The organism is Pseudomonas fluorescens, from assembly GCF_005938625.1.
GTDB lineage: Bacteria > Pseudomonadota > Gammaproteobacteria > Pseudomonadales > Pseudomonadaceae > Aquipseudomonas > Aquipseudomonas fluorescens_BD.
The window spans coordinates 37522-57488 of the sequence record NZ_VCNJ01000013.1; the positions used below are offsets into that span (position 1 = coordinate 37522).

The following is a 19967-nucleotide window of genomic DNA, read 5'->3' on the forward strand; positions in this document are numbered from 1 at the left end:
TAGGAGCTGCCGCAGGCTGCGATCTTTTGCTCTTCAGGACTTGCCGGACAAATCCGCCATGCCCTTGAGCAGCTCGATCGGCAACGGAAAGACAATCGTTGAACTCTTGTCGCCGGCAATCGAACTCAAGGTCTGCATATAACGCAACTGCATCGCCCCGGGCTGGCGGCCGAGCATTTCTGCCGCCTGCATGAGTTTTTCCGAGGCTTGCAGTTCGCCTTCGGCGTGAATCACTTTGGCCCGCCGCTCGCGCTCGGCTTCTGCCTGTTTGGCGATGGCGCGGACCATCGACTCGTTGAGATCGACATGCTTGATCTCGACGTTGGCGACCTTGATGCCCCATGCGTCGGTCTGTGCGTCGAGTACCTGCTGGATGTCGATATTCAACTGTTCGCGTTCGGCCAACAGTTCATCCAGTTCGTGCTTGCCGAGCACCGCCCGCAGGGTGGTTTGCGCCAGTTGGCTGGTGGCAGAAAGATAATCCTCGACCTGAATAATCGCCTTCTGCGGATCGAGCACGCGGAAATACAGCACAGCGTTGACCTTCACCGAGACGTTGTCGCGGGTGATCACGTCCTGCGGCGGCACGTCGAGCACCACCGTGCGCAGGTCGACCCGGACCATTTGCTGGACCACCGGGATCAGCAGGATCAGACCGGGGCCTTTGACCTGCCAAAAGCGTCCGAGCTGGAACACCACACCGCGTTCGTATTCGCGCAGGATGCGAAACGTTGAGCCGGCCAGGGCAATCACCAACAGCAGCAGCGCAACAAAACCGATTTGCAGACCCATGATCACTCTCCGAGCGGCGCCGCGTCAGTCGCGGCCACTTGCAGCAACAATCCCTTGCGCCCCACCACGCGCACTGATTGCCCGGTGTGCAGCGGTGTCGCGCTGAGCACTTGCCAGCGCTCACCTTGCAGTTGCACCCAGCCGTTACTCGCATCGCCCGGTTGCACCGTGGTGATCGCGGTCACACTGCCGAGCAGGCCGGCGTCGCCACTGACGGCGTGGCGCGGACGGGTCTTCAGGGCGCGGATCAGCAGTCCGATCAACAGCAGGGCGCTGATCAGACCGAGGCCGATCATCAGCGGCACCGGCAGTTCGGCGTTGCTGAGGATCAGCGCGCCGATGACGAACATGATGATCCCGCCCAACCCGATAACGCCGTAATTGGGCAGCGCGGCTTCAGCGATCAAAAAGACGATACCCAGCGTAATCAACCACAAACCCACTGGACTCATTGCCGGCAACGGGGTGTCAGCAGCCAGGACTGATCCGCTGATCAGCAGGAGCAAGGCAAACGCACAACATCGACTGTTCACGTGACCCTCCGCGAGCGTCATGTCTGGTTCTTACAGTCTAGTTGAGGGTTGCGCTGGCTGAATTTTGATCAATGTGCGGATGTGTCCAGTGGGCGGATTTACCGGCGTCAGCACGCCGTCGAACTAGACTCAAAGACACGGCAACCACCGTTCAGCGCAACACCGAGGTGCATCATGCGTATGGCAAAAAAAGTCCAGAGCAGCCTGAACCGCGCGCACTGCGAATACGACATCGTCGCCCACCGACACTCGTCCAGCAGCCTGGAAACCGCGCGAGTCGCCGGGGTACCCGCCGAGCGCGTGGCCAAATCGATCATCCTCGACGACCACCACGGCCATTACCTGATGGCCGTGCTGCCGGCCAGCCGTCACCTTGATCTGAGCAAGGTACGCACCAGCGGCGACTGGCAACTGACCCGCGAAAGCAATCTGGCGCACATCTTCGATGACTGCGAACGCGGTGCGGTGCCGCCATTGGGTGATTCCTACGGGCTGGACATGGTCATCGACCCGTTGCTGACGCGGCAGAAGGATATTTATCTGGAGGCGGGCAACCACAACTACCTGCTGCACATGAGCATGCCGGAGTTTCTGAAAATGGTGCCGCATGCCGAGGTGCGGGAGTTGAGTGATTAAGCTTTGTGGCGCCGGCACTGACGCCTTCGCGAGCAGGTTGATCGCATTCCCCTGTGGGAGCGAGCCTGCTCGCGAATAATCTTCCAAACACCCCATTTTTGAAGGAACTCAGCAATGGAGCAACCAACCCATAGCCTCCCATCCCTGTTCAAACAACTCGGCCTGGACAACGACCCGACCAGCATCGACCAATTCATTGCTACCCATTCCCCGCTCAAACCCGACCTGCATTTGGCTGATGCGTTTTTCTGGACGAAGAGCCAAGCGGAGTTTTTACGGGACGAGATTCTGGATGACGCCGACTGGGCGGAGGTGGTGGATCAGTTGGATGTCTTGTTGCGAAAGGGCAGAAGTGTGTAAAAAAAATTGTAGAAAAAGGCTGAAATGTAAAAAAAACATGCGCGATGTAAAAAAAACTGGGCTTTAATCGTCGCAGTGAATTTTTTATGTGGACGATGACGATGCCAACTGTTGGATATGCCCACCTGCGTGATGCGCTGAAGCTTAATGCATTTGCCCCCAAGCGCATTGCGATGATCAAACCGGTTACCCGGATTACCTTGATCGGTGAGTGTCTAGCGGTTCCAAACGGCGTCGCGCCGGCACAGGGTTCGACACTTGAGCACATCTTGTTTGCTCTGAAGCATGAGGGAATAAACCTGTGCATTCTTGCTCAGGCGCTTGAAACCGTTGAAGCGGACGAGTTGCTAGGTGAGTTGAGCCGATCACCTAACGGGGTATTTATCCGCAAGGCCTGTTTTCTTTGGGAAAGTTTCACGGGCAAACAGCTGGAATATTCCGTACCGGTTCGGGGCAACGTTGTCGCTTTGTTTGATTCCAAGCGTTATGTCACCGGGCCTGCAATTCGAAATAGTCGTTGGCGGGTAGATTTTAACGGGTTGGGGTCAATGCGTTACTGCGCCACACTCGAGCGTACGACGGAGCTGCAGGCGCTGCTTGATCTGGACATCCTTGGTCGAACCCAGGCTTTTATGGCGACGTTGCCGCCGGAAATGATGGATCGGGCAATCAATTGGGCCTATCTGCATGAGACCTGCGATTCTTTCGCCATTGAGAAAGAAGAGCCCAACGAAGAAAAGTCGCGCCGTTTTGTTCGGCTTCTCCGCCAAGCCCATGAGCGAACAGAGTTGAGCGAAGACTATTTGGTCGAGTTGCAGAACAGTACGGTATCCAATCCTTTCGATAAAGCTGTGCTTTTCCGTCATGAACAGAACCATTTACACAACGGCTTGAGAGGCGCAGCTGGCGTCAGCTATGTCCCGCCTCCACCGCAATTGTGCAGGGAGTTGATGGACGAGTTGATGAGTTTTGCCAATCACTCAGCCAAGCAGGTTGATCCGTTGATAGCTGCAGCGGTTGTGGCTTTCGGGTTTGTCTTTCTTCACCCGTTCATGGATGGCAATGGTCGACTTTCACGTTTCCTGATTCACCAGACGCTTTGCCACTCTGGCGCTCTAAAAAATGGTTTGTTGTTACCGGTTTCCGTAGCGATGAAACACGAAGAGTCTGGCTATCTAGAAGCGTTAAAGGAGTTCTCGAAACCCGCAAGAGAGTTCTGGAATGTCACTTGGCTGGACGCTGATCAGATGGCTTTCGATTTTATTGGGCACGACTCAATCTATCGATTCTGGGACGGGACTCAATGTGCAGAATTTACCTTGCAGATGGCCTTGCGAGCATTGGAAGTGGAGCTGCGCGAGGAGACCGAGTTTCTTGAAAAATACGACTACGTCATCAAAGAGGTGAATGGGCGTTTTGACGTACGGGGGAGCGACCTCTCGAAACTGGTAATGATGTGTCTGGACAACGGTGACAAAGTTTCAAAGCATCGACGTAAGCAGTTTCAGTTCAGCGTGCCGGAGGAGGTTTTCGATTTCATTGAGCAGATAGCGGGTGATTTCGATTCGGTAGGCTAACCCTGAACAGGCAATTTGTTTCAAAACTTGACTGAAATTCCCCTCCAATGCGATATTGATAGTTAGCAAACTAACAGTGTGCATTTCCCCGTGCCGAACGAACTCGACGCTCTCCAGATGAACATCAGCAGTGCCATGGTGGTAGCCGCCAGGCATTGGCGGAAGATCTGCCAGACCACGCTGGTCAACTACGGAATCTCCGAAGCCTGCGCCGTGCCGCTGTTGATGATCGGGCGGCTGGGCGAAGGCGTGCGCCAGGTTCAGGTGGCGCAGGCCGCGGGGATGGAGAGTCCGTCGCTGGTGCGTCTGCTCGATCAGTTGTGTCACTCCGGCTACGTCTGCCGCACCGAGGATGCTCAGGATCGCCGCGCCAAGTGCCTGAGCCTGACCGACACCGGTCGTGAACTGGTGCAAGCGGTCGAGATCGAACTGGTGCGCTTGCGTCATGAGGTGCTCGAAGGCATCGAGCAAAGCGATCTGGAAGCTACGCTTCGGGTACTCAGAGCTTTTGAGGCGGCCCATTCGCCTGTGGTGGTCAATTCTTGAACGGTTTTTTCTCCGGCATTCCGCCCGCCCGTGACTGGTTCTACGGGATCCGTACGTTTGCAGCGTCGATGATCGCGCTGTACATCGCCTTGCTCATGCAAATGCCGCGTCCGTATTGGGCGATGGCTACGGTGTACATCGTCTCCAGCCCGTTTCTCGGGCCGACCAGCTCCAAGGCGCTGTACCGCGCCATCGGGACTTTTCTCGGTGCGGCGGCGGCGGTTTTTTTCGTGCCGATGTTCGTCCAGAGCCCGTATGTGCTGGTGGTGGTGATCGCGTTGTGGACGGGGATTCTGTTGTTCATGTCCCTGCATTTGCGCACGGCCAACAGCTACGCATTGATGCTCGCCGGTTACACCTTGCCGCTGATTGCCTTGCCGGTGGTGGATAACCCGCTAGCGGTGTGGGACGTGGCGGAAGCGCGGACCGAAGAGATTTTCCTCGGCATCGCCGTCGCCGCCGTGGTCGGCGCAATGTTCTGGCCGCGACGCCTGGCCCCGGTGTTCAACGACGCCGTGAGCAAGTGGTTCGCCGACGCAACCACCTACAGCCTGAAATTCCTCAGCCGCGACGTGCAGCCCGAAGAAGTTACCGCGCTGCGCATGGCCATGGTCGCCAACTTTAACAGCCTTGAGCTGATGATCGGCCAGTTGCCCCACGAAGGCGCGAGGCCGCAAACGGTGCGCAACACCAAGGAACTGCGCGGGCGCATGATTCATTTATTACCGGTGATCGATGCGCTGGAAGATTCGCTCTACGCCCTCGAACGGCGTACGCCAGAGCTGGTGGATAAATTCGAACCACTGCTCGTCGCGACCCGCGAATGGCTGGGCCATCAAGACGCCGATCTCGACCGCTGGCAAGCACTGAAAGATCAGCTCGAAGCCCTGCAACCGAGCGTCGAGGCGCTTGAGGATCGCAGGCAATTGCTGTTCTCCAACTCGATTTATCGCCTCGGCGAATTCATCGATCTATGGCAGGACTGCCGCAGCCTGCAGGACGCGATTCTCTGCGAACGCCAGGACAGCTGGCGCGCGGTTTATCGCCACTGGCGCCTCGGTCGGCTGACACCTTTCATTGATCGTGGGCTGATGCTGTATTCGGTGGCTTCGACGATTCTGGCGATCATCACCGCCTCGGTGTTGTGGATTCTGCTCGGCTGGCCGGACGGCGGCAGTGCGGTGATTCTGGCGGCGGTGGCGTGCAGCTTCTTCGCTTCGATGGACGACCCGGCGCCGCAGATCTACCGGTTCTTCTTCTGGACCGGTATGTCGGTGCTGTTCGCCAGCCTTTACCTGTTTTTGATTCTGCCCAACCTGCATGATTTTCCGATGCTGGTGCTGGCGTTTTCCATCCCGTTCATCTGCGTCGGCACCCTGACCGTGCAGCCGCGTTTCTACCTCGGCATGCTGCTGACACTGGTCAACACCTCGTCGTTTATCAGCATTCAGGGCGCTTATGACGCGGACTTTTTTGCCTTCGTGAACTCCAACCTGGCGGGGCCGATTGGTCTGCTGTTCGCGTTTATCTGGACGCTGGTGGCTCGTCCGTTCGGTGCAGAACTGGCGGCCAAGCGCCTGACCCGTTTCAGCTGGAAAGACATCGTCCACATGACCGAGCCGGCCAACCTTGCCGAACACCGGCAGTTGGGCGTGCAGTTGCTCGACCGGCTGATGCAGCACTTACCGCGTCTGGCCCTCACTGGCCAGGACACCGGCATCGCCATGCGCGAAGTGCGCGTCGGCCTGAACCTGCTCGATTTGCTCGCCTATACCCCACGGGTAACGGGCGCGCCGAACATGTTGTTGCAGCAAGTGGTCAGTGAAGTCGGCGAGTATTTCCGTGCCTGCCTCAAGGCCGGTGAACGCTTGCCGGCGCCAGCCCCGTTGCTGATGACCCTGGATCGCACCCGCCGCGCACTCAATGGCCACGGCGACGATGAAACCCGGCTAAACCTGTTGCACGCCTTGAGCGGTTTGCGTCTGGCGTTGTTGCCCGGCGTCGAATTCGTCTCCAGCGCCGAGCCCGAAGAACCGCTGCCCGATGGAGCGCCCCTATGATCGGTGATCTGGACATCAGCGGCATTTTCCTGCCGACCTTGCTGGTGTTGATGGGCATCACTTATGTGCTGTTTTTGCTGGTGCATGCCGTGCTTACGCGCGTGCACTTTTACCGTCTGGTCTGGCACCGGGCATTGTTCAACGTGGCCCTCTACGCCGTGCTTCTGTACGGCGTGGACTCACTCAGTCGATACCTGATGACATGAAAAAACCGTTTTTGACCATCGGTCGCGTGGTACTGACCCTGCTGATCGTGACTTTTGCCGTTGTCCTCGTCTGGCGCATGGTGATGTATTACATGTTTGCGCCGTGGACCCGCGACGGCCACATTCGCGCCGACATCATCCAGATCGCCCCGGACGTGTCCGGGTTGATTCAGCAGGTTGAAGTGAAGGACAACCAGTTGATCAAGCGCGGTCAGGTGCTGTTCAGCATCGATCAGGATCGCTTCAAGCTGGCCCTGCGTCAGGCCAAGGCGGCCGTCGCCGATCGCGAAGAAACCCTGGCTCAAGCCCAGCGTGAAGCCAAGCGTAACCGTGGCCTCGGTAATCTGGTGCCGGCCGAGCAATTGGAAGAAAGCCAATCGAAAGTCGCCCGTGCGCAATCGGCGCTGGCCGAAGCCATGGTCACGGTGGACAGCGCTCAGCTTAACCTCGACCGCTCGGTGATCCGTAGCCCGGTGGACGGTTACGTCAACGACCGTGCGCCGCGTCCACAGGAGTTCGTCACCGCTGGGCGTCCGGTGTTGTCGGTGGTCGACAGCAATTCATTCCACATCGACGGCTATTTCGAGGAAACCAAACTTGACGGCATTCATGTCGGCCAGTCGGTGGATATCCGCGTGATCGGCGACCGTGCGAAATTGCGCGGGCATGTCGAAAGCATCGTCGCCGGTATCGAAGACCGCGACCGCACCAGCGGCAGCAACCTGCTGCCGAACGTCAACCCGGCGTTCAGCTGGGTGCGGCTGGCGCAGCGGATTCCGGTGCGGATTGCCTTTGACGATGTACCGGAAGACTTCCGCATGATCGCCGGGCGTACCGCCACCGTTTCGATCATCGACGATCAGCCACGCGACGAGCATAAACAGGAGCCTGCGCAATGAGCAGGGCGCTGATGATCGCCGGGTTGGGCGTGATGCTTTCGGCCTGTCAGATGGTCGGGCCGGACTATCACGTGCCTGAGGATGCGGCGGTGCAGCGCAAGGATTTTCAGGGTGAGCTGGCCGTCGCTGGCAAACCCGTCGTGTCGGCGCCGGTGCCGGCGGATTGGTGGCGTCTTTATAAGGATGCGCGGCTGGATCAACTGGTGCAGCAGGCCATGGCCTCCAACACTGATCTGCGCGTAGCCGCCGCCAACTTGCAGCGCGCCCGCGCTCAGGTCGATGAGGCCGAGGCCGCCGGTGGCTGGAGCGCCGGGGTGAAAATGGGTGCTCAGCGTTTGCAGGAGTCAGGACAGGCATTCCTGTTGCCGGAGAAAGTGCCAGTGGCCAACGTTGGCGATATCGGCATCAGCGCCTCATACCAATTCGATCTGTGGGGAACGTTGCAACGCGGCATCGAAGGCGCCAAGGCCAATGCCGACGCGACACAAGCCGCTGCTGATACCGCGCGCATCACGTTGGTGGCGGACGTTGTGCGTGCCTATACGCAAGTCTGCGCGGCCAACGAAGAACGTGAGATCGCCCAGCATTCCCTCGACCTGCAATCGCAAGGCACCACGCTGATTCAGCGTCTGCGCGACGCCGGCCGTGGCGACGAAACCCAGGTCACCCGCTCGCAGACCCAATTCAAATCCTTGCGTGCCGATATGCCGCGCTATGAAGCGGCGCGTCAGGCCGGATTGTTCCGCCTGTCGATGCTGCTGGCGAAACCAGTCGACCAATTGCCAGCCGGGACGGCGACTTGCGCCGAACTGCCGAAGATCGCCCAACTGGTGCCGGTTGGTGATGGTGCCGCACTGCTCAAACGGCGTCCGGATATCCGTCAGGCTGAACGACGTCTGGCCGCTGCGACCGCCGGCATCGGCGTCGCCACTGGCGAGCTGTACCCGGACATCAGCATCGGCGCGACCATTGGCACCGTCGGCATCATCGATGACCTTGGTGATCCGTCGACCAACCGCTGGGGCTTCGGCCCGTCGCTGAGCTGGAAAGTGCCGACCAACGGCGCCCGCGCGCGCATCCGTGAAGCTGAAGCGACGACTCAAGGTGCGCTCGCGCACTTCGACGGCGTGGTGCTCAACGCCATTCGCGAAACCCAGACCGGCCTCGCTCAGTACACCGCACTACTTCAGCGGCGCGACGCACTGGCCGATGCCGAGCAATCGGCGAAACTGGCTGCCGACCAGACCCACCGCTTCTTCCAGGCCGGCCGCGAGTCATTCCTCGCCGACCTGCAAGCAACCCGCACCTACACCGACGTCACCGCGCAACTGGCCGCCGCTAACACTCAAGTTGCGATGAGCCAGATCGATTTGTTCCTCGCTTTGGGCGGCGGTTGGGAAAGCGGACGAACGCACGCTCCAAGCCCCGGCAAACCCTGAGGCCGTTGCTATGCTTTGAAGTGTTGAAGGGGCGCCCCGTGCAAAGCGCCCCTTCAGCGCACATTGCTAGCGCTGGTCTAGGGGAAACCAATAATGAAAAACCCTTACGCTCTCGGCTTCTGGTGCGCCCTCGCAGCGCTGGTGCTGCTCTCGGCCACCTATTTCTACGGCATCATGCTGGCCCACCAGATCGACAAGGCGATGGTGTTCCTCGACAGTGCGACAGCGCTGATCGCGGTCATGGCAATCGTCGTCGTGGCGTGGGCATCGGTGCAGGTGCAGCGCGTCAAAAAAAGACAACTTGAACAGGGCAGGACTCTGGTGCTGATCTGGGACACCAAAGTCGCCCTGCGCCGGGTCGAAACAGTGTTCGACCGGTATTTCTGGGGCAGTTACTGGCAACCCGGGCGAACCTTCGCCGAAGTCATGGGCGAACTTACCGGCACACCGCTGGAAAAAAGCCTCGAAGCGCTGAAAAAGCAGTGCCTGGAACTCGACAAGCAGATCGCCGACGAGGGCTGGCACTGGCTCAACAATGCCCGCGAATTGTCCGATGTCGCCACGGCCATGGCCCGTGAGCGTTATCAACTGGATTTCTGCGACCCGCGCGCCGACGGGCCGGGCGGTGCGGTGATTGATCGGGATTTTGAAGTGCTGGTCTACACGTGGACCGCGCGGCTGAAAAGCTTTGATCATCAACTGGATGAGATTGAGGTTCAGTATTCCTGATTCTCTGCTGAATCAACTGGGTTCATCGCTGGCAAGCCAGCTCCCACAAGGTTTTCTGGTGTTCACAGAATTTGTGTTCACCCAAGATCCCTGTGGGAGCTGGCTTGCCAGCGATGGCGTCTGCAAAACCACCGAAACTCTTCCAGTCTCTCAGCTGTCCATTCCCCCCATAGACACTCTTTAACCTTTAAACATTGGGCCAGCTTGCGCGCCCGGTGCTAATCTCCACCGCTGAATTCAGCGCAGTCGAGCCGCGACCCGGTCACGGGTTCAGGGAAGACGACCACACTCACAGCCACGGAAATCGATCAGGTCATTCATGAATAAATCAGCAGGCGTGCTCCTCGGAATTGTTGTTGCCATCGGCGCGATCAGCGCAGGCGGGGCCTGGTACACCGGGACCAAGATCGAAGGCGTGTTGAACAACGCCGTCAGCAACGCCAACCAAGAGCTGCAAACCGCGATGGCCGGCTCCAACGGCAGCGCGTCGCTGGAGTTGGTGTCGCTGGAACGCCATACCTTCACCAGCACCGCGCACTATCGCCTCAAGGGTGAAGGCGAGATGTTTGGCGACAAGCCGGTCGAATTGCTGTTCGTCGACCACATCGAGCATGGTCCGCTGCCGTTCTCGCGTCTGGTTTCGCTGAAATGGCTGCCGGTCATGGCCACCAGCAACTACGAGCTGGAAAAGAACCCGGTCACCGAAAAGTGGTTCGCCGCGACCAAAGGCGCTGCACCGCTCAAGGGCGTGACCAGCATCGGCTACGACGAATCGACCACCAGCACCCTCGATTTGCTGCCGTTCGAAACCGCGCTGGATGAGCAGTCGAGCCTGAAGTTCTCCGGTCTGACCATGAACATCTCTGCCAACGCCCAGGCGCAGAAGGTCAAGGCGGACGGTTACATGGACAACCTGAAACTGGTCACCGTCGCTGAAGATCAGGCGCCGGTACAGGTCGAACTCAACGGTCTGACCCTGGCCAGCAACCTCGCCAAGAGCAGCTACGGCTACTACACCGGGGAAAACACCCTGGTGCTGACCAACAGCAAAACCACCTTCGGCACCAAGCAATCGGTGCTCGGTGTGAAGAACTTCGAAATGAAGAACCTCACCGAAGAAAACGGCAGCAATGCGTCTGGCCGTGCGGACTACAAGATTGGCGAAGTCAGCCTCAACGACAAGAAAATCGGCTCGGCGAACATGGCCATGAGCCTGAAAAACCTCGACATCCCGTCGACGATGTCGCTGATGCAGATCTATCAGACCAAGTTGCAGCCGTATGAAAAAGCCGCTGCCGAGGCCACGGCTCAAGGTCTGCCAGCGCCAGAGCTCAACCTGACCGAAGCGGAAAATGCGCAAGTCAAAGCCGACCTGCAGAAACTGCTAGCCGCCGGCCCACAGATTGCCCTGGAAAACCTCTCGTTCAACACCGCCAACGGTGAGAGCAAGGCCAATCTGGTGATCGACCTGACCAAGCCGCAATCGATGGATCTGCCGCCGGATCAACTGGGCAAACAACTGATTGCGCTGCTCGACCTGAATATCCAGGTATCGAAGCCAATGCTGGTCGATCTGCTCAGCGTGCAGGCTCAACTCGACGGTCAGACCGATGCCAAAGCCATCGTCGACCAATCCAAGGAAGCCGCCGACATGTTCGCTGGCATGGCGGTCGGTTCGCAGTTGGCCGTCGTCGACGGTACCAACGTCGTGACCAAGCTGCATTACGCCGCCAATCAGGTCGAATTCAACGGCCAGAAGATGACCGTCGAGCAGTTCGTCGGCTTCCTGATGAGCAAGTTCGCGGGCGTCACGCAAGTGCAGTAATCCTGCGCTTTAAATAGCAACGCCCGGCCTCTGTATCGCACAGACGCCGGGCGTTTTGCTGTCCGGCGTTCGGGTTTTCGGTGTGCTGGCTCTGCCGCCAGCACGATTCTGAACAATTATTGTGTTCCGGATATTGGTCTACGCTTGCGTGCAAGACTGCCTGACTAAGCTTGGCCGTTGGATGTGCATCGGCGGCCACCGTTACGAATGGGCAAGGAGGGCATTGCGACCCGGCTGGCCATGTAAGGATGCTGACGAATGCCGCGTATTGATGTTCCTGTATTACATCGTGGTTTACGCCCTTTGTTTCGAGTCGCGTTGTGCAGCCAGTTGCTCTGGCCGGCGCTGGCGTTTGCCGACACACCCTACGATCAGATGGTGCGCGACGCCCGCGCCGGGCAAACCTTGCCCGCGCTGACGCTTTTGCGTCAGGTGCCACCCGGCCAATCGACGACCGGGCAGATCAGTGATCACCTGCAAATTGCCAGTTGGGCCGGCCTCGATGCCGAAGTGGTGCAGGTCTATGAAACCCAGGGCCGCGATCGCGTCCTGCCGGTTCAGGCGCTGACCGCCACCGCCCGTGCCTATCGCAATCTCAAGCGCTGGGATCAAGCCACGCAGGTCTACAACAAGGCCTTGGCGCTGGAGCCGGATAACGCTGACCTGGAATTGGGCCTGGCCCTGACCCAGGCTGACGCCGGCAAGCCCGACGAAGCGGTGACTCGCGCCAAAGCGCTGGTGGCGGCCAAACCTGATGATCCTTCCCGCCGTCTGGCGCTGGGCTACGCGTTGACCCGTGCCGGCAAACAGTACGACGCCCTGTTCGAATACGATCAAGCCTTCAAACGCGCCGGCAGCAAACCGGAAGTCGCCCGTGAATACGTGGTCGCCCTGCAAAAGGCGCGTCTGCCGGAGCCGGCGCTGCGCCTGGCCAATCAGCGTCCGGGGTTGATCGATCCGGTCACGTTGCGTCGCCTCGAAGGCGATCTCGCCGCCGAGCGCGTACGCTTGGCCGAACTCGCCACGCGCAGTGAAAAAGAACGCTATGTCATCGCCGACCGCGCGTTGGCCGACTACGACAAACTGCTCGCCACCTGGACGCCGGACGCCACTGCACACGACGATGTGGTTCGCTGGCGCATCGACCGCATGGGTGCGCTCAAGGCCCGGGCGCGTACCGCTGACGTCATTACCGAGTACCAGAAGCTGCAAGCTGAAGGCGTGAAGATTCCGACCTACGCCCTGCGCTGGGTGGCGGCGTCGTATCTGGATCAACGCCAGCCGGAAATCGCCACCGAACTCTATCGCCAAGTGCTGGCGGCGCCGGACGCCGATGTTGGTGATCGCCTCGAAGACACCACTGCGCTGTACTACGCGTTGCTGGAAAGCGACCGCGCCGATGAAGCGCGCAAAGTCGCTGAAGACGCCGCCAAATCCCAGCGCCCGCGTATCGAACTGAAAGGATTGCCCATCGGCAACCCGAACGACGAATGGATGGATGCCCAGCAACTCGCCGCGCAGGCCGGGACTTACGGTTCCGATTTGCCTCATGGTGAGGAGCGTTTGCAGGCTTTGGTCGATCAGGCGCCGGGTAACGTCGGCTTACGTCTGGCTCAGGCCGATTTGTACCTCGCCCGCAACTGGCCACGCCGCGCGGAAATGCAGCTCAAGGAAACCGAGAGCATGGTGCCGCGCGACATGGGCCTGGAAATTGGTCAGGCTCACACGGCCATGGAACTGCAGGAATGGCGGCAAATGGATGCGCTGACCGACGACGTCGTCGCACGCTATCCGGATAACCGCCAGGTGCAGCGTCTCGCCCGCGAACGCGAAGTGCATGACATGTCCGAGCTGCGCGTCGAAGCCTACGGCGGCAAGGCCAATGGCGGCGGCAGTGGCGATGCCGGCGCCGTCAGCGGCAGTCGCGATTTTGGTATGCAGACCACCCTGTACAGCCCGCCCATCGATGAAGACTGGCGCGTGTTCGCCGGGGCCGGTTATGCCACCGGCGACTTCGCTGAAGGTACCGGTAACCATCGCTTCCAGCGTGTTGGCCTGGAGCGCCGCACCCGCGACATGACCCTTGAAGCGGAAGTTTCCAACCACTCCTACGGTTTTGGCGACAAACAGGGCGCACGTCTGGCGATCGCCCGCGACATCAACGACAACTGGCAGTACGGCGGCAGCCTCGAATATCTCTCGGCCGAGACCCCGCTGCGCGCGCTCAACAGCGATATCAAAGCCAACGGCGGCAGTGGCTTCATCCGCTGGCGCGCCAACGAAAGCCGCGAGTGGCGCCTGTCGGTCAGCCCATCGCATTTCAGCGACGGCAACAACCGCGTCGAAGCCTTGCTCACCGGCCGCGAGGGCGTCTACAGCGCGCCGAACGTGCAGGTCGACGCCGGTCTGGAGGTCGGTACCAGCCACAACTCCAAGTCCGATGACGTGCCGTACTTCAACCCCAAGTCCGACTTCAGCGTGATGCCGCTGGTCAACGTCAATCACGTGCTCTACCACCGCTACGAAACCTCCTGGAGCCAACAATTCCAGGCCGGCGCGGGGACGTACAGCCAGCGTGATCACGGCACCGGCGGCATGGCCCTGCTCGGTTACGGCCAGCGTTATGCCTGGAACGACGTGTTCGAGGTGGGCGGCTTGTTCAGTGTGATCAACCGGCCCTACGACGGTGATCGGGAGACCGATCTGCGTCTGCTTGTCGACCTCACTTTCCGCTTCTAGAAGAGTTTGAAGATGCCTTTGATTTCGCGTTTCATCCTTCTGCTGGGAGTGCTGCTGGTCAGCGCCTGCGCCCAGCAAGCTCCGGCCTTTGCGCCGCCGTCCGAGCGCCCGCTGGCGGCCAGTGAAAAACCGTGGCCGAAAAATCACGTGCTCGGCATTGCCTATCACGACGTCGAAGACCGCGATCCCGATCAGGCCGTGGTGGCGGTGCGCACCGAGCGCATGATCGAACAACTCGCCTGGCTGCGCGAAAACGGCTACAAACCGGTGACGGTCGACCAGATCATGGCCGCGCGCAAGGGCGGCCCGGAGCTGCCGGCGAAAGCGATTCTGCTCAGTTTCGACGATGGGTATTCGAGTTTCTACACTCGCGTGCTACCGGTGCTGCGCGCCTATAACTGGCACGCGCTGCTGGCGCCGGTCGGCAGCTGGATCGACACGCCGCTCAATCAGCCAGTGGATTTCGCCGGCGCGCCGCGTGCGCGTTCCGACTTCCTGACCTGGGATCAGGTGCGCGAGATTTCGCAATCGGGTCTGGTGGAAATCGCCGCGCACACCGACGCCAACCACAAAGGAATTCTGGCCAACCCGCAAGGCAATATGCAGCCGGCGGCGGCGACCCGGCGCTACGATCCAGTGACCAACCGCTATGAATCCGAGGCCGATTTCCAGGCGCGGATTCGCACTGACGTAAACAACATCTCGGAGAAAATCCGCAAGGTCACCGGCAAGAAACCGCGCGTCTGGGTCTGGCCGTACGGCACGGCGGACGGTACTTCGCTGACCGTGGTCGGCGAGCAGGGCTACGAAATGGCCCTGACCCTGGACGACGGTCTCGATGCCCTCGACAACCTGATGAGCAGCCCGCGTTTCCTCGTTGCCTCTGATCCGGACGGCGAACATTTCGCCAACAGCGTCGTCGGCGTGCAATCGGATTTCGCCATGCGCGTGGTCCATGTCGATCTGGATAACGTCTACGACCCGGACCCGGCGCAACAGGACATCAACCTCGGCAAGCTGGTGCAGCGCATGGCCGACATGGGTGCCAACACGGTATTCCTGCAGGCCTTCGCGGATCCTAAAGGTGATGGTCTGGTGCACTCGCTGTACTTCCCCAATCGCCACTTGCCGGTGCGCGCCGACATTTTCGACCGCGTTGCCTGGCAACTGCGCACCCGTGCTCATGTGAAGGTGTTTGCGTGGATGCCGGTGCTGAGTTTCGGCCTCGATTCGAAATTGCCGCGTGTCACCCGCTGGGATCCGAAAACCGGCACCACCGCAGTCGATCCGGATCAGTACAAACGCCTGTCGCCGTTCGATCCTGAGGTTCGGCGAATCATCGGTGAAATCTACGAAGACGTCGCGCGGCTGACCTCGGTCGACGGCATCCTCTATCACGACGACGCCGTGCTTTCGGACTTCGAAGATGCCAGCCCTGAAGCCTTGAAAGCCTATGCCGCCCACGGTCTACCGGGTTCGATTGCCGCGTTGCGCGACGATCCTGCCGCGATGCAACGCTGGACTCGCTTCAAGAGCAGATACCTGATCGATTTCACCAATGAGCTGACTACCAAAGTCCGCGCCATCCGTGGTCCGCAGGTGCTGACCGCGCGCAACATCTTCGCCGAGCCGATGCTCAATCCCGCGAGCGAAGCGTGGTTCGCGCAGAACCTCGACGACTTCCTCGTGACCTACGACTGGACGGCGCCGATGGCCATGCCGCTGATGGAAAAACAGACTCAGGCGCAGTCCGGCCCATGGCTGGAAGCGTTGGTGGCTACGGTCAAGAAACGTCCCGGCGCGCTGGATCGCACGGTGTTCGAATTGCAGGCACGCGACTGGACGAAAAAGGATCAGGCCGACATCGACGGTGCGCATCTGGCCGAGTGGATGGGCCGTCTCAAGCGTCAGGGCGCGACCAGTTTCGGTTACTACCCGGACAACTTCCTCGACAACCTGCCGGACCTGAAAACCGTAAGGCCTGCGCTCTCCAACAAATGGAATCCATAACATGCTGGATAGACTGTTAGCCCTGCTTGTTCTGGCGCTCGTCCTCGGCGTGCCGCTGGGCCTGATCTTCCTGGTCACCGGGCAGTTCCTGATGGACTTCGTGTTCTTCTACCCACTGTTCATGTCCGGGTTGTGGATTGCCGGTGGCCTGTATTTCTGGCTGCACTGGGAGCGCCACTGGCCGTGGCAGGACGACACCCTGCCGCCGCCACTGGAAGGCGAGCCGCTGATCTCGATCCTGATCCCTTGCTACAACGAAGGTGACAACGCCGCCGACACCATCCACGCGGCGCTGGCCCAGCATTACCCGAACATCGAAGTCATCGCGATCAATGACGGCTCCAAGGACAACACCGCCGAAGTGCTTGATGCGCTGGCCAAGGAAGATCCACGTCTGCGCGTGCTGCATCTGGCGGAAAACCAGGGCAAGGCTGTCGCGCTGCGCATGGGCGCCATTGCGGCGCGTAGTGAGTATCTGGTGTGCATCGACGGTGACGCGCTGCTGGCGCCGAACACCGCAGCCTATCTGGTCGCGCCGATGCTGGATAACGCACGCCTCGGCGCGGTGACCGGTAACCCACGGATTCGCACGCGCTCAACGTTGGTCGGGCGGGTGCAGGTCGGTGAGTTCTCCTCGATCATCGGGCTGATTAAGCGTACGCAACGGGTGTTCGGGCGGATCTTTACTGTGTCCGGGGTGATCGTCGCCTTCCGCCGTACCGCGCTGAACCGCGTCGGTTACTGGAGCCCGGACATGATCACCGAAGACATCGACATCAGCTGGAAGCTGCAACTGGATCACTGGAGCATCTTCTACGAGCCGCGAGCGTTGTGCTGGATCCTGATGCCGGAAACCCTCGGCGGTTTGTGGAAGCAGCGTTTGCGCTGGGCACAGGGCGGCGCCGAAGTGCTGTTCAAAAACATCCGTGGCATCTGGCAGTACCGCCATCGTTACCTGTGGCCGCTGCTCTTCGAATACTGCCTGTCGACCGGTTGGGCGTTCACCTTCCTGCTGTCGGTGATCTTCTGGGGCGTCGGCAAGTTTGTGGTCATGCCCGAGGCGATCGCGGTGGATCACCTGATGCCACCAGCGTTTACCGGGTTGCTGCTGGCGTTTGTCTGCCTGGTGCAGTTCGCGGTCAGCATCATCATTGACCGCCGCTACGAGCCGGGGTTGGGCAAGACCATGTTCTGGGTGGTGTGGTACCCGATCGCGTTCTGGTTTGTCAGTTTGCTGACCACCCTGGTCAGCTTCCCGAAAGTGCTGTTCGGCCAACATCAGAAACGTGCGCGTTGGGTCAGCCCCGACCGGGGTATCAAACCGATCGGCGACGACGAAGAGGAGGTCATCAAATGAAAATCATCCGGACCCGCCAGCGGCCTTTTCTGGTCGTGGTCGATGTGATTCTTACCGTGGTGGCGTGGGTGGGGCTGCTGTTCTTGCTGATACGCGGGTTGTGGCCGCTGATTGAAACCCACGCCGGTGGGCCGCGCATCGACAACTCGGCATTCGATGCGCTGGGCACCTTGCAGATTTATTTGTGGGTGGCGTTGGTCAACGCGGTGATTCTGATTTCCTGGGCGCGTTATCAACAGCGCAAGAGTCGCAGTTTCGCGCAACGCCGGTTGCCTTCGCCGGTGATCGACGATGAAGGGTTGAGCAAGAGTTTCAAACTTTGCGATGACCGCTTTCAGAAACTGCGCACGCCCGGGGTGATGACCATTCACAACGATCAGGAAGGCGACATCAGCCATGTGGTGACGCATTTCTGGCCGGTGCAACAGCAGGAATTGCCACCGCCGCTGGCACCGCTGGAGCATCCGCGGGTGATTTTCCTGCATGCCGAAGATGACGATAATCGCGAGCCTCTTCCCCGTTAATTGATCGTTCCCACGTTCCGCGTGGGAATGCCTCTAGGGACGCTCTGCGTCCAGTGACGCGGAGCGTCACGGGCTGCATTCCCACGCAGGAGCGTAAGAACGATCAATCGGCCGCTAATCGCGGATCAGTTCCCAAGCCTCTTCCATCGGCAGCGGTTGCTTCATGCGCTCGGTGAGTAACGCCATCGCTCTTTCTTTCTCGCAAGCCACGGCGGCAACTACCACACCGTTTCTACCGAACAGACCAATAAATGGCGGATGTTCAGGCTCGCCGAGAAACTCCACCTCATCCCAGTGCTCAGCATGGCCGAGGTAGTCGTAGTTCTTGCCGAAATGCCAGGTCCAGAAGAACGGCACGTCGAGGTAATGTTCGTCGCCACCGAGCATGTTGGCGGCAGCGATGCGTGCGTGCTGCTGGGCCAGTCGCCAGTGCTCGATGCGTTGCAACTGGCCGTTCAGCGGGAATGTGGCGATGTCGCCGATCGCCCACAGGCTTTCGCTCACGCGCATGCCGTCGTCGACGCGCAATGACTGATCCTTTTCCCTCGGCAGTGACGCGAACGCTTCGGTCGCCGGATGCACGCCTATCCCCGCCAGTATCAGGTCGGCTGAAAGTCGCAGGCCATTGTCCAGCAGCACCGCCTCGACTTTGCCGTCGCCGATGATCTCGGTGGCTTGGTGATCGTCGATGAATTTCACCCCATGTTCTTCGTGTAATGAACGAATGGCTTTGCCCACGGCTTCGCCCAATTGTGCGGCGAAGGGGATAGCGTGACGGGCGAGTACGGTGACATCGAGACCATGCTGACGCAGGGCCGAAGCGCATTCGAGAGCGATGAAGCTGTCGCCGATGATCACTGCGCGTTGATCGGGGTGGGCAGAGTTCATGATCCGTTCGGCCTGGGCTTTTGAGCGCAATACGAAGACCTGCGGCAGGTCAGCCCCGGGTAATGCCAACGGGTTGGGCTCGCCGCCGGTGGCCAGCACGGCGGCGTCATAGCGCAGGGTCTGGCCATCGCTCAGGTGCAAAATCTTGTTGGCGGCGTCGAGCGAGGTAATTTCGTTTTCCAGTCGCTCGATGCGCTGCTCTTTATAGAAGGTTTCATCTCGCAGCGGCGGCGCTTCCTCAGGTGGCATTTCCCCGGCGAGGACGAATTTGCTCAGCACCGTGCGGTCGTAACCGGCATCGGCCTCGCGGTCGATCATTACGATGCGGCCTCCAAAACCCTTTTCTCGCAGCGCCGCTGCACACGCCGTACCGGCCGCACCCGCGCCGACAATCACGAATGTGCGCGGATCATCCGCCGCAGGGGTGTGCGCATCGGGCAACGGTTGTTCATCGACCCAAACTTCATCGCCGCGCAGCTCCAGTGGATAGCGCTTGAGGCTGTCGAGGGCCGGTGGCTCACACAGTGCGCCGTCTTCTACGCGAAACGCAGCCTTGTGCCACGGGCAGATCAGCCGTCCGTGACACACCGCGCCCTCAGCCAACGGTGCGCCGGCATGGGGGCATTCGCCCTGAAAGGCGCGTAACTGCCCACCGGCGCGCAACAGCACAATCTTGCAGTCGCCTATTTCAACTTGCAGGCCACGGTCTTCAGGGACATCGGCAAAACGGGCGACGCGGTGCAGGGACATGTTCGGCTTCCTCGCGGGCATTTCTCATGTGAGTTTGCGCGGCAGCGCGAGGTTCAGCCATTTGCCACTGCCACGGCACCAACGGTACAGCTATAGT

17 protein-coding genes are annotated in these 19967 nt (G+C 60.0%); 14 read left to right on the plus strand and 3 right to left on the minus strand.

What is annotated here, in order from left to right; translation table 11 throughout:
• Positions 1-33: 33 nt before the first annotated feature.
• Both FGA82_RS09305 and FGA82_RS09310 read right to left on the minus strand, forming a co-directional pair.
• A complete protein-coding gene (locus FGA82_RS09305; protein WP_007917711.1) occupies positions 34-792 on the minus strand; it encodes a slipin family protein in 759 nt (252 codons plus the stop codon).
• 2 nt (positions 793-794) lie between these two features.
• Entirely contained in the window at positions 795-1325 is a 531-nt protein-coding gene (locus FGA82_RS09310) for an NfeD family protein (protein ID WP_171057261.1), read from the minus strand.
• 174 nt (positions 1326-1499) lie between these two features.
• Between FGA82_RS09310 and FGA82_RS09315 the strand changes: the two genes are divergently transcribed.
• The 14 genes from FGA82_RS09315 to pgaD all read left to right on the plus strand — a co-directional run bounded on the left by FGA82_RS09315 (position 1500) and on the right by pgaD (position 18232).
• The gene (locus tag FGA82_RS09315) at positions 1500-1961 is read left to right on the plus strand and encodes an aminoacyl-tRNA deacylase (RefSeq protein WP_141126868.1); all 462 of its coding nucleotides are present in this window, start codon (positions 1500-1502) and stop codon (positions 1959-1961) included.
• A gap of 114 nt (positions 1962-2075) precedes the next feature.
• Positions 2076-2321 carry a DUF2789 domain-containing protein gene (locus tag FGA82_RS09320; RefSeq protein ID WP_141126869.1) on the plus strand — a complete coding sequence of 82 codons (246 nt, stop codon included), beginning with the start codon at positions 2076-2078 and terminating at the stop codon, positions 2319-2321.
• A gap of 86 nt (positions 2322-2407) precedes the next feature.
• Positions 2408-3898 carry a Fic family protein gene (locus tag FGA82_RS09325; RefSeq protein WP_141126870.1) on the plus strand — a complete coding sequence of 497 codons (1491 nt, stop codon included), beginning with the start codon at positions 2408-2410 and terminating at the stop codon, positions 3896-3898.
• 117 nt (positions 3899-4015) lie between these two features.
• Positions 4016-4444: a MarR family winged helix-turn-helix transcriptional regulator gene (locus FGA82_RS09330; protein ID WP_141126984.1), complete on the plus strand. Its 429-nt coding sequence runs from the start codon at positions 4016-4018 to the stop codon at positions 4442-4444.
• A complete protein-coding gene (locus tag FGA82_RS09335; protein WP_141126871.1) occupies positions 4441-6504 on the plus strand; it encodes an FUSC family protein in 2064 nt (687 codons plus the stop codon). The genes FGA82_RS09330 and FGA82_RS09335 overlap by 4 nt, the downstream gene beginning before the upstream one ends.
• Positions 6501-6710 carry a DUF1656 domain-containing protein gene (locus tag FGA82_RS09340; RefSeq protein WP_007917703.1) on the plus strand — a complete coding sequence of 70 codons (210 nt, stop codon included), beginning with the start codon at positions 6501-6503 and terminating at the stop codon, positions 6708-6710. The genes FGA82_RS09335 and FGA82_RS09340 overlap by 4 nt, the downstream gene beginning before the upstream one ends.
• Entirely contained in the window at positions 6707-7609 is a 903-nt protein-coding gene (locus FGA82_RS09345; protein ID WP_141126872.1) for an efflux RND transporter periplasmic adaptor subunit, read from the plus strand. Before FGA82_RS09340 ends, FGA82_RS09345 begins: the two co-directional genes overlap by 4 nt.
• Entirely contained in the window at positions 7606-9048 is a 1443-nt protein-coding gene (locus FGA82_RS09350) for an efflux transporter outer membrane subunit (RefSeq protein ID WP_141126873.1), read from the plus strand. The genes FGA82_RS09345 and FGA82_RS09350 overlap by 4 nt, the downstream gene beginning before the upstream one ends.
• A 93-nt stretch (positions 9049-9141) precedes the next feature.
• A complete protein-coding gene (locus FGA82_RS09355; protein ID WP_141126874.1) occupies positions 9142-9777 on the plus strand; it encodes an NADH:ubiquinone oxidoreductase subunit N in 636 nt (211 codons plus the stop codon).
• A gap of 319 nt (positions 9778-10096) precedes the next feature.
• Positions 10097-11602 carry a YdgA family protein gene (locus FGA82_RS09360; RefSeq protein ID WP_141126875.1) on the plus strand — a complete coding sequence of 502 codons (1506 nt, stop codon included), beginning with the start codon at positions 10097-10099 and terminating at the stop codon, positions 11600-11602.
• A 258-nt stretch (positions 11603-11860) separates the two neighbouring features.
• Entirely contained in the window at positions 11861-14341 is a 2481-nt protein-coding gene (gene pgaA, locus FGA82_RS09365; protein WP_141126876.1) for a poly-beta-1,6 N-acetyl-D-glucosamine export porin PgaA, read from the plus strand.
• A 12-nt stretch (positions 14342-14353) separates the two neighbouring features.
• Positions 14354-16351 carry a poly-beta-1,6-N-acetyl-D-glucosamine N-deacetylase PgaB gene (gene pgaB / locus FGA82_RS09370; RefSeq protein ID WP_141126877.1) on the plus strand — a complete coding sequence of 666 codons (1998 nt, stop codon included), beginning with the start codon at positions 14354-14356 and terminating at the stop codon, positions 16349-16351.
• A 1-nt stretch (position 16352) separates the two neighbouring features.
• Positions 16353-17708, plus strand: coding sequence for a poly-beta-1,6-N-acetyl-D-glucosamine synthase (gene pgaC / locus FGA82_RS09375; protein WP_016987619.1), 1356 nt, complete (start codon positions 16353-16355; stop codon positions 17706-17708).
• Positions 17705-18232 (plus strand): poly-beta-1,6-N-acetyl-D-glucosamine biosynthesis protein PgaD, encoded by a 528-nt coding sequence (pgaD, locus tag FGA82_RS09380; protein ID WP_141126878.1) that lies wholly within the window; start codon positions 17705-17707, stop codon positions 18230-18232. The genes pgaC and pgaD overlap by 4 nt, the downstream gene beginning before the upstream one ends.
• Before the next feature lie 114 nt (positions 18233-18346).
• Here the strand turns inward: pgaD and FGA82_RS09385 are convergent, their stop codons facing one another.
• Positions 18347-19870: an FAD-dependent oxidoreductase gene (locus tag FGA82_RS09385; RefSeq protein WP_141126879.1), complete on the minus strand. Its 1524-nt coding sequence runs from the start codon at positions 19868-19870 to the stop codon at positions 18347-18349.
• Between the last annotated feature and the right edge of the window lie 97 nt (positions 19871-19967).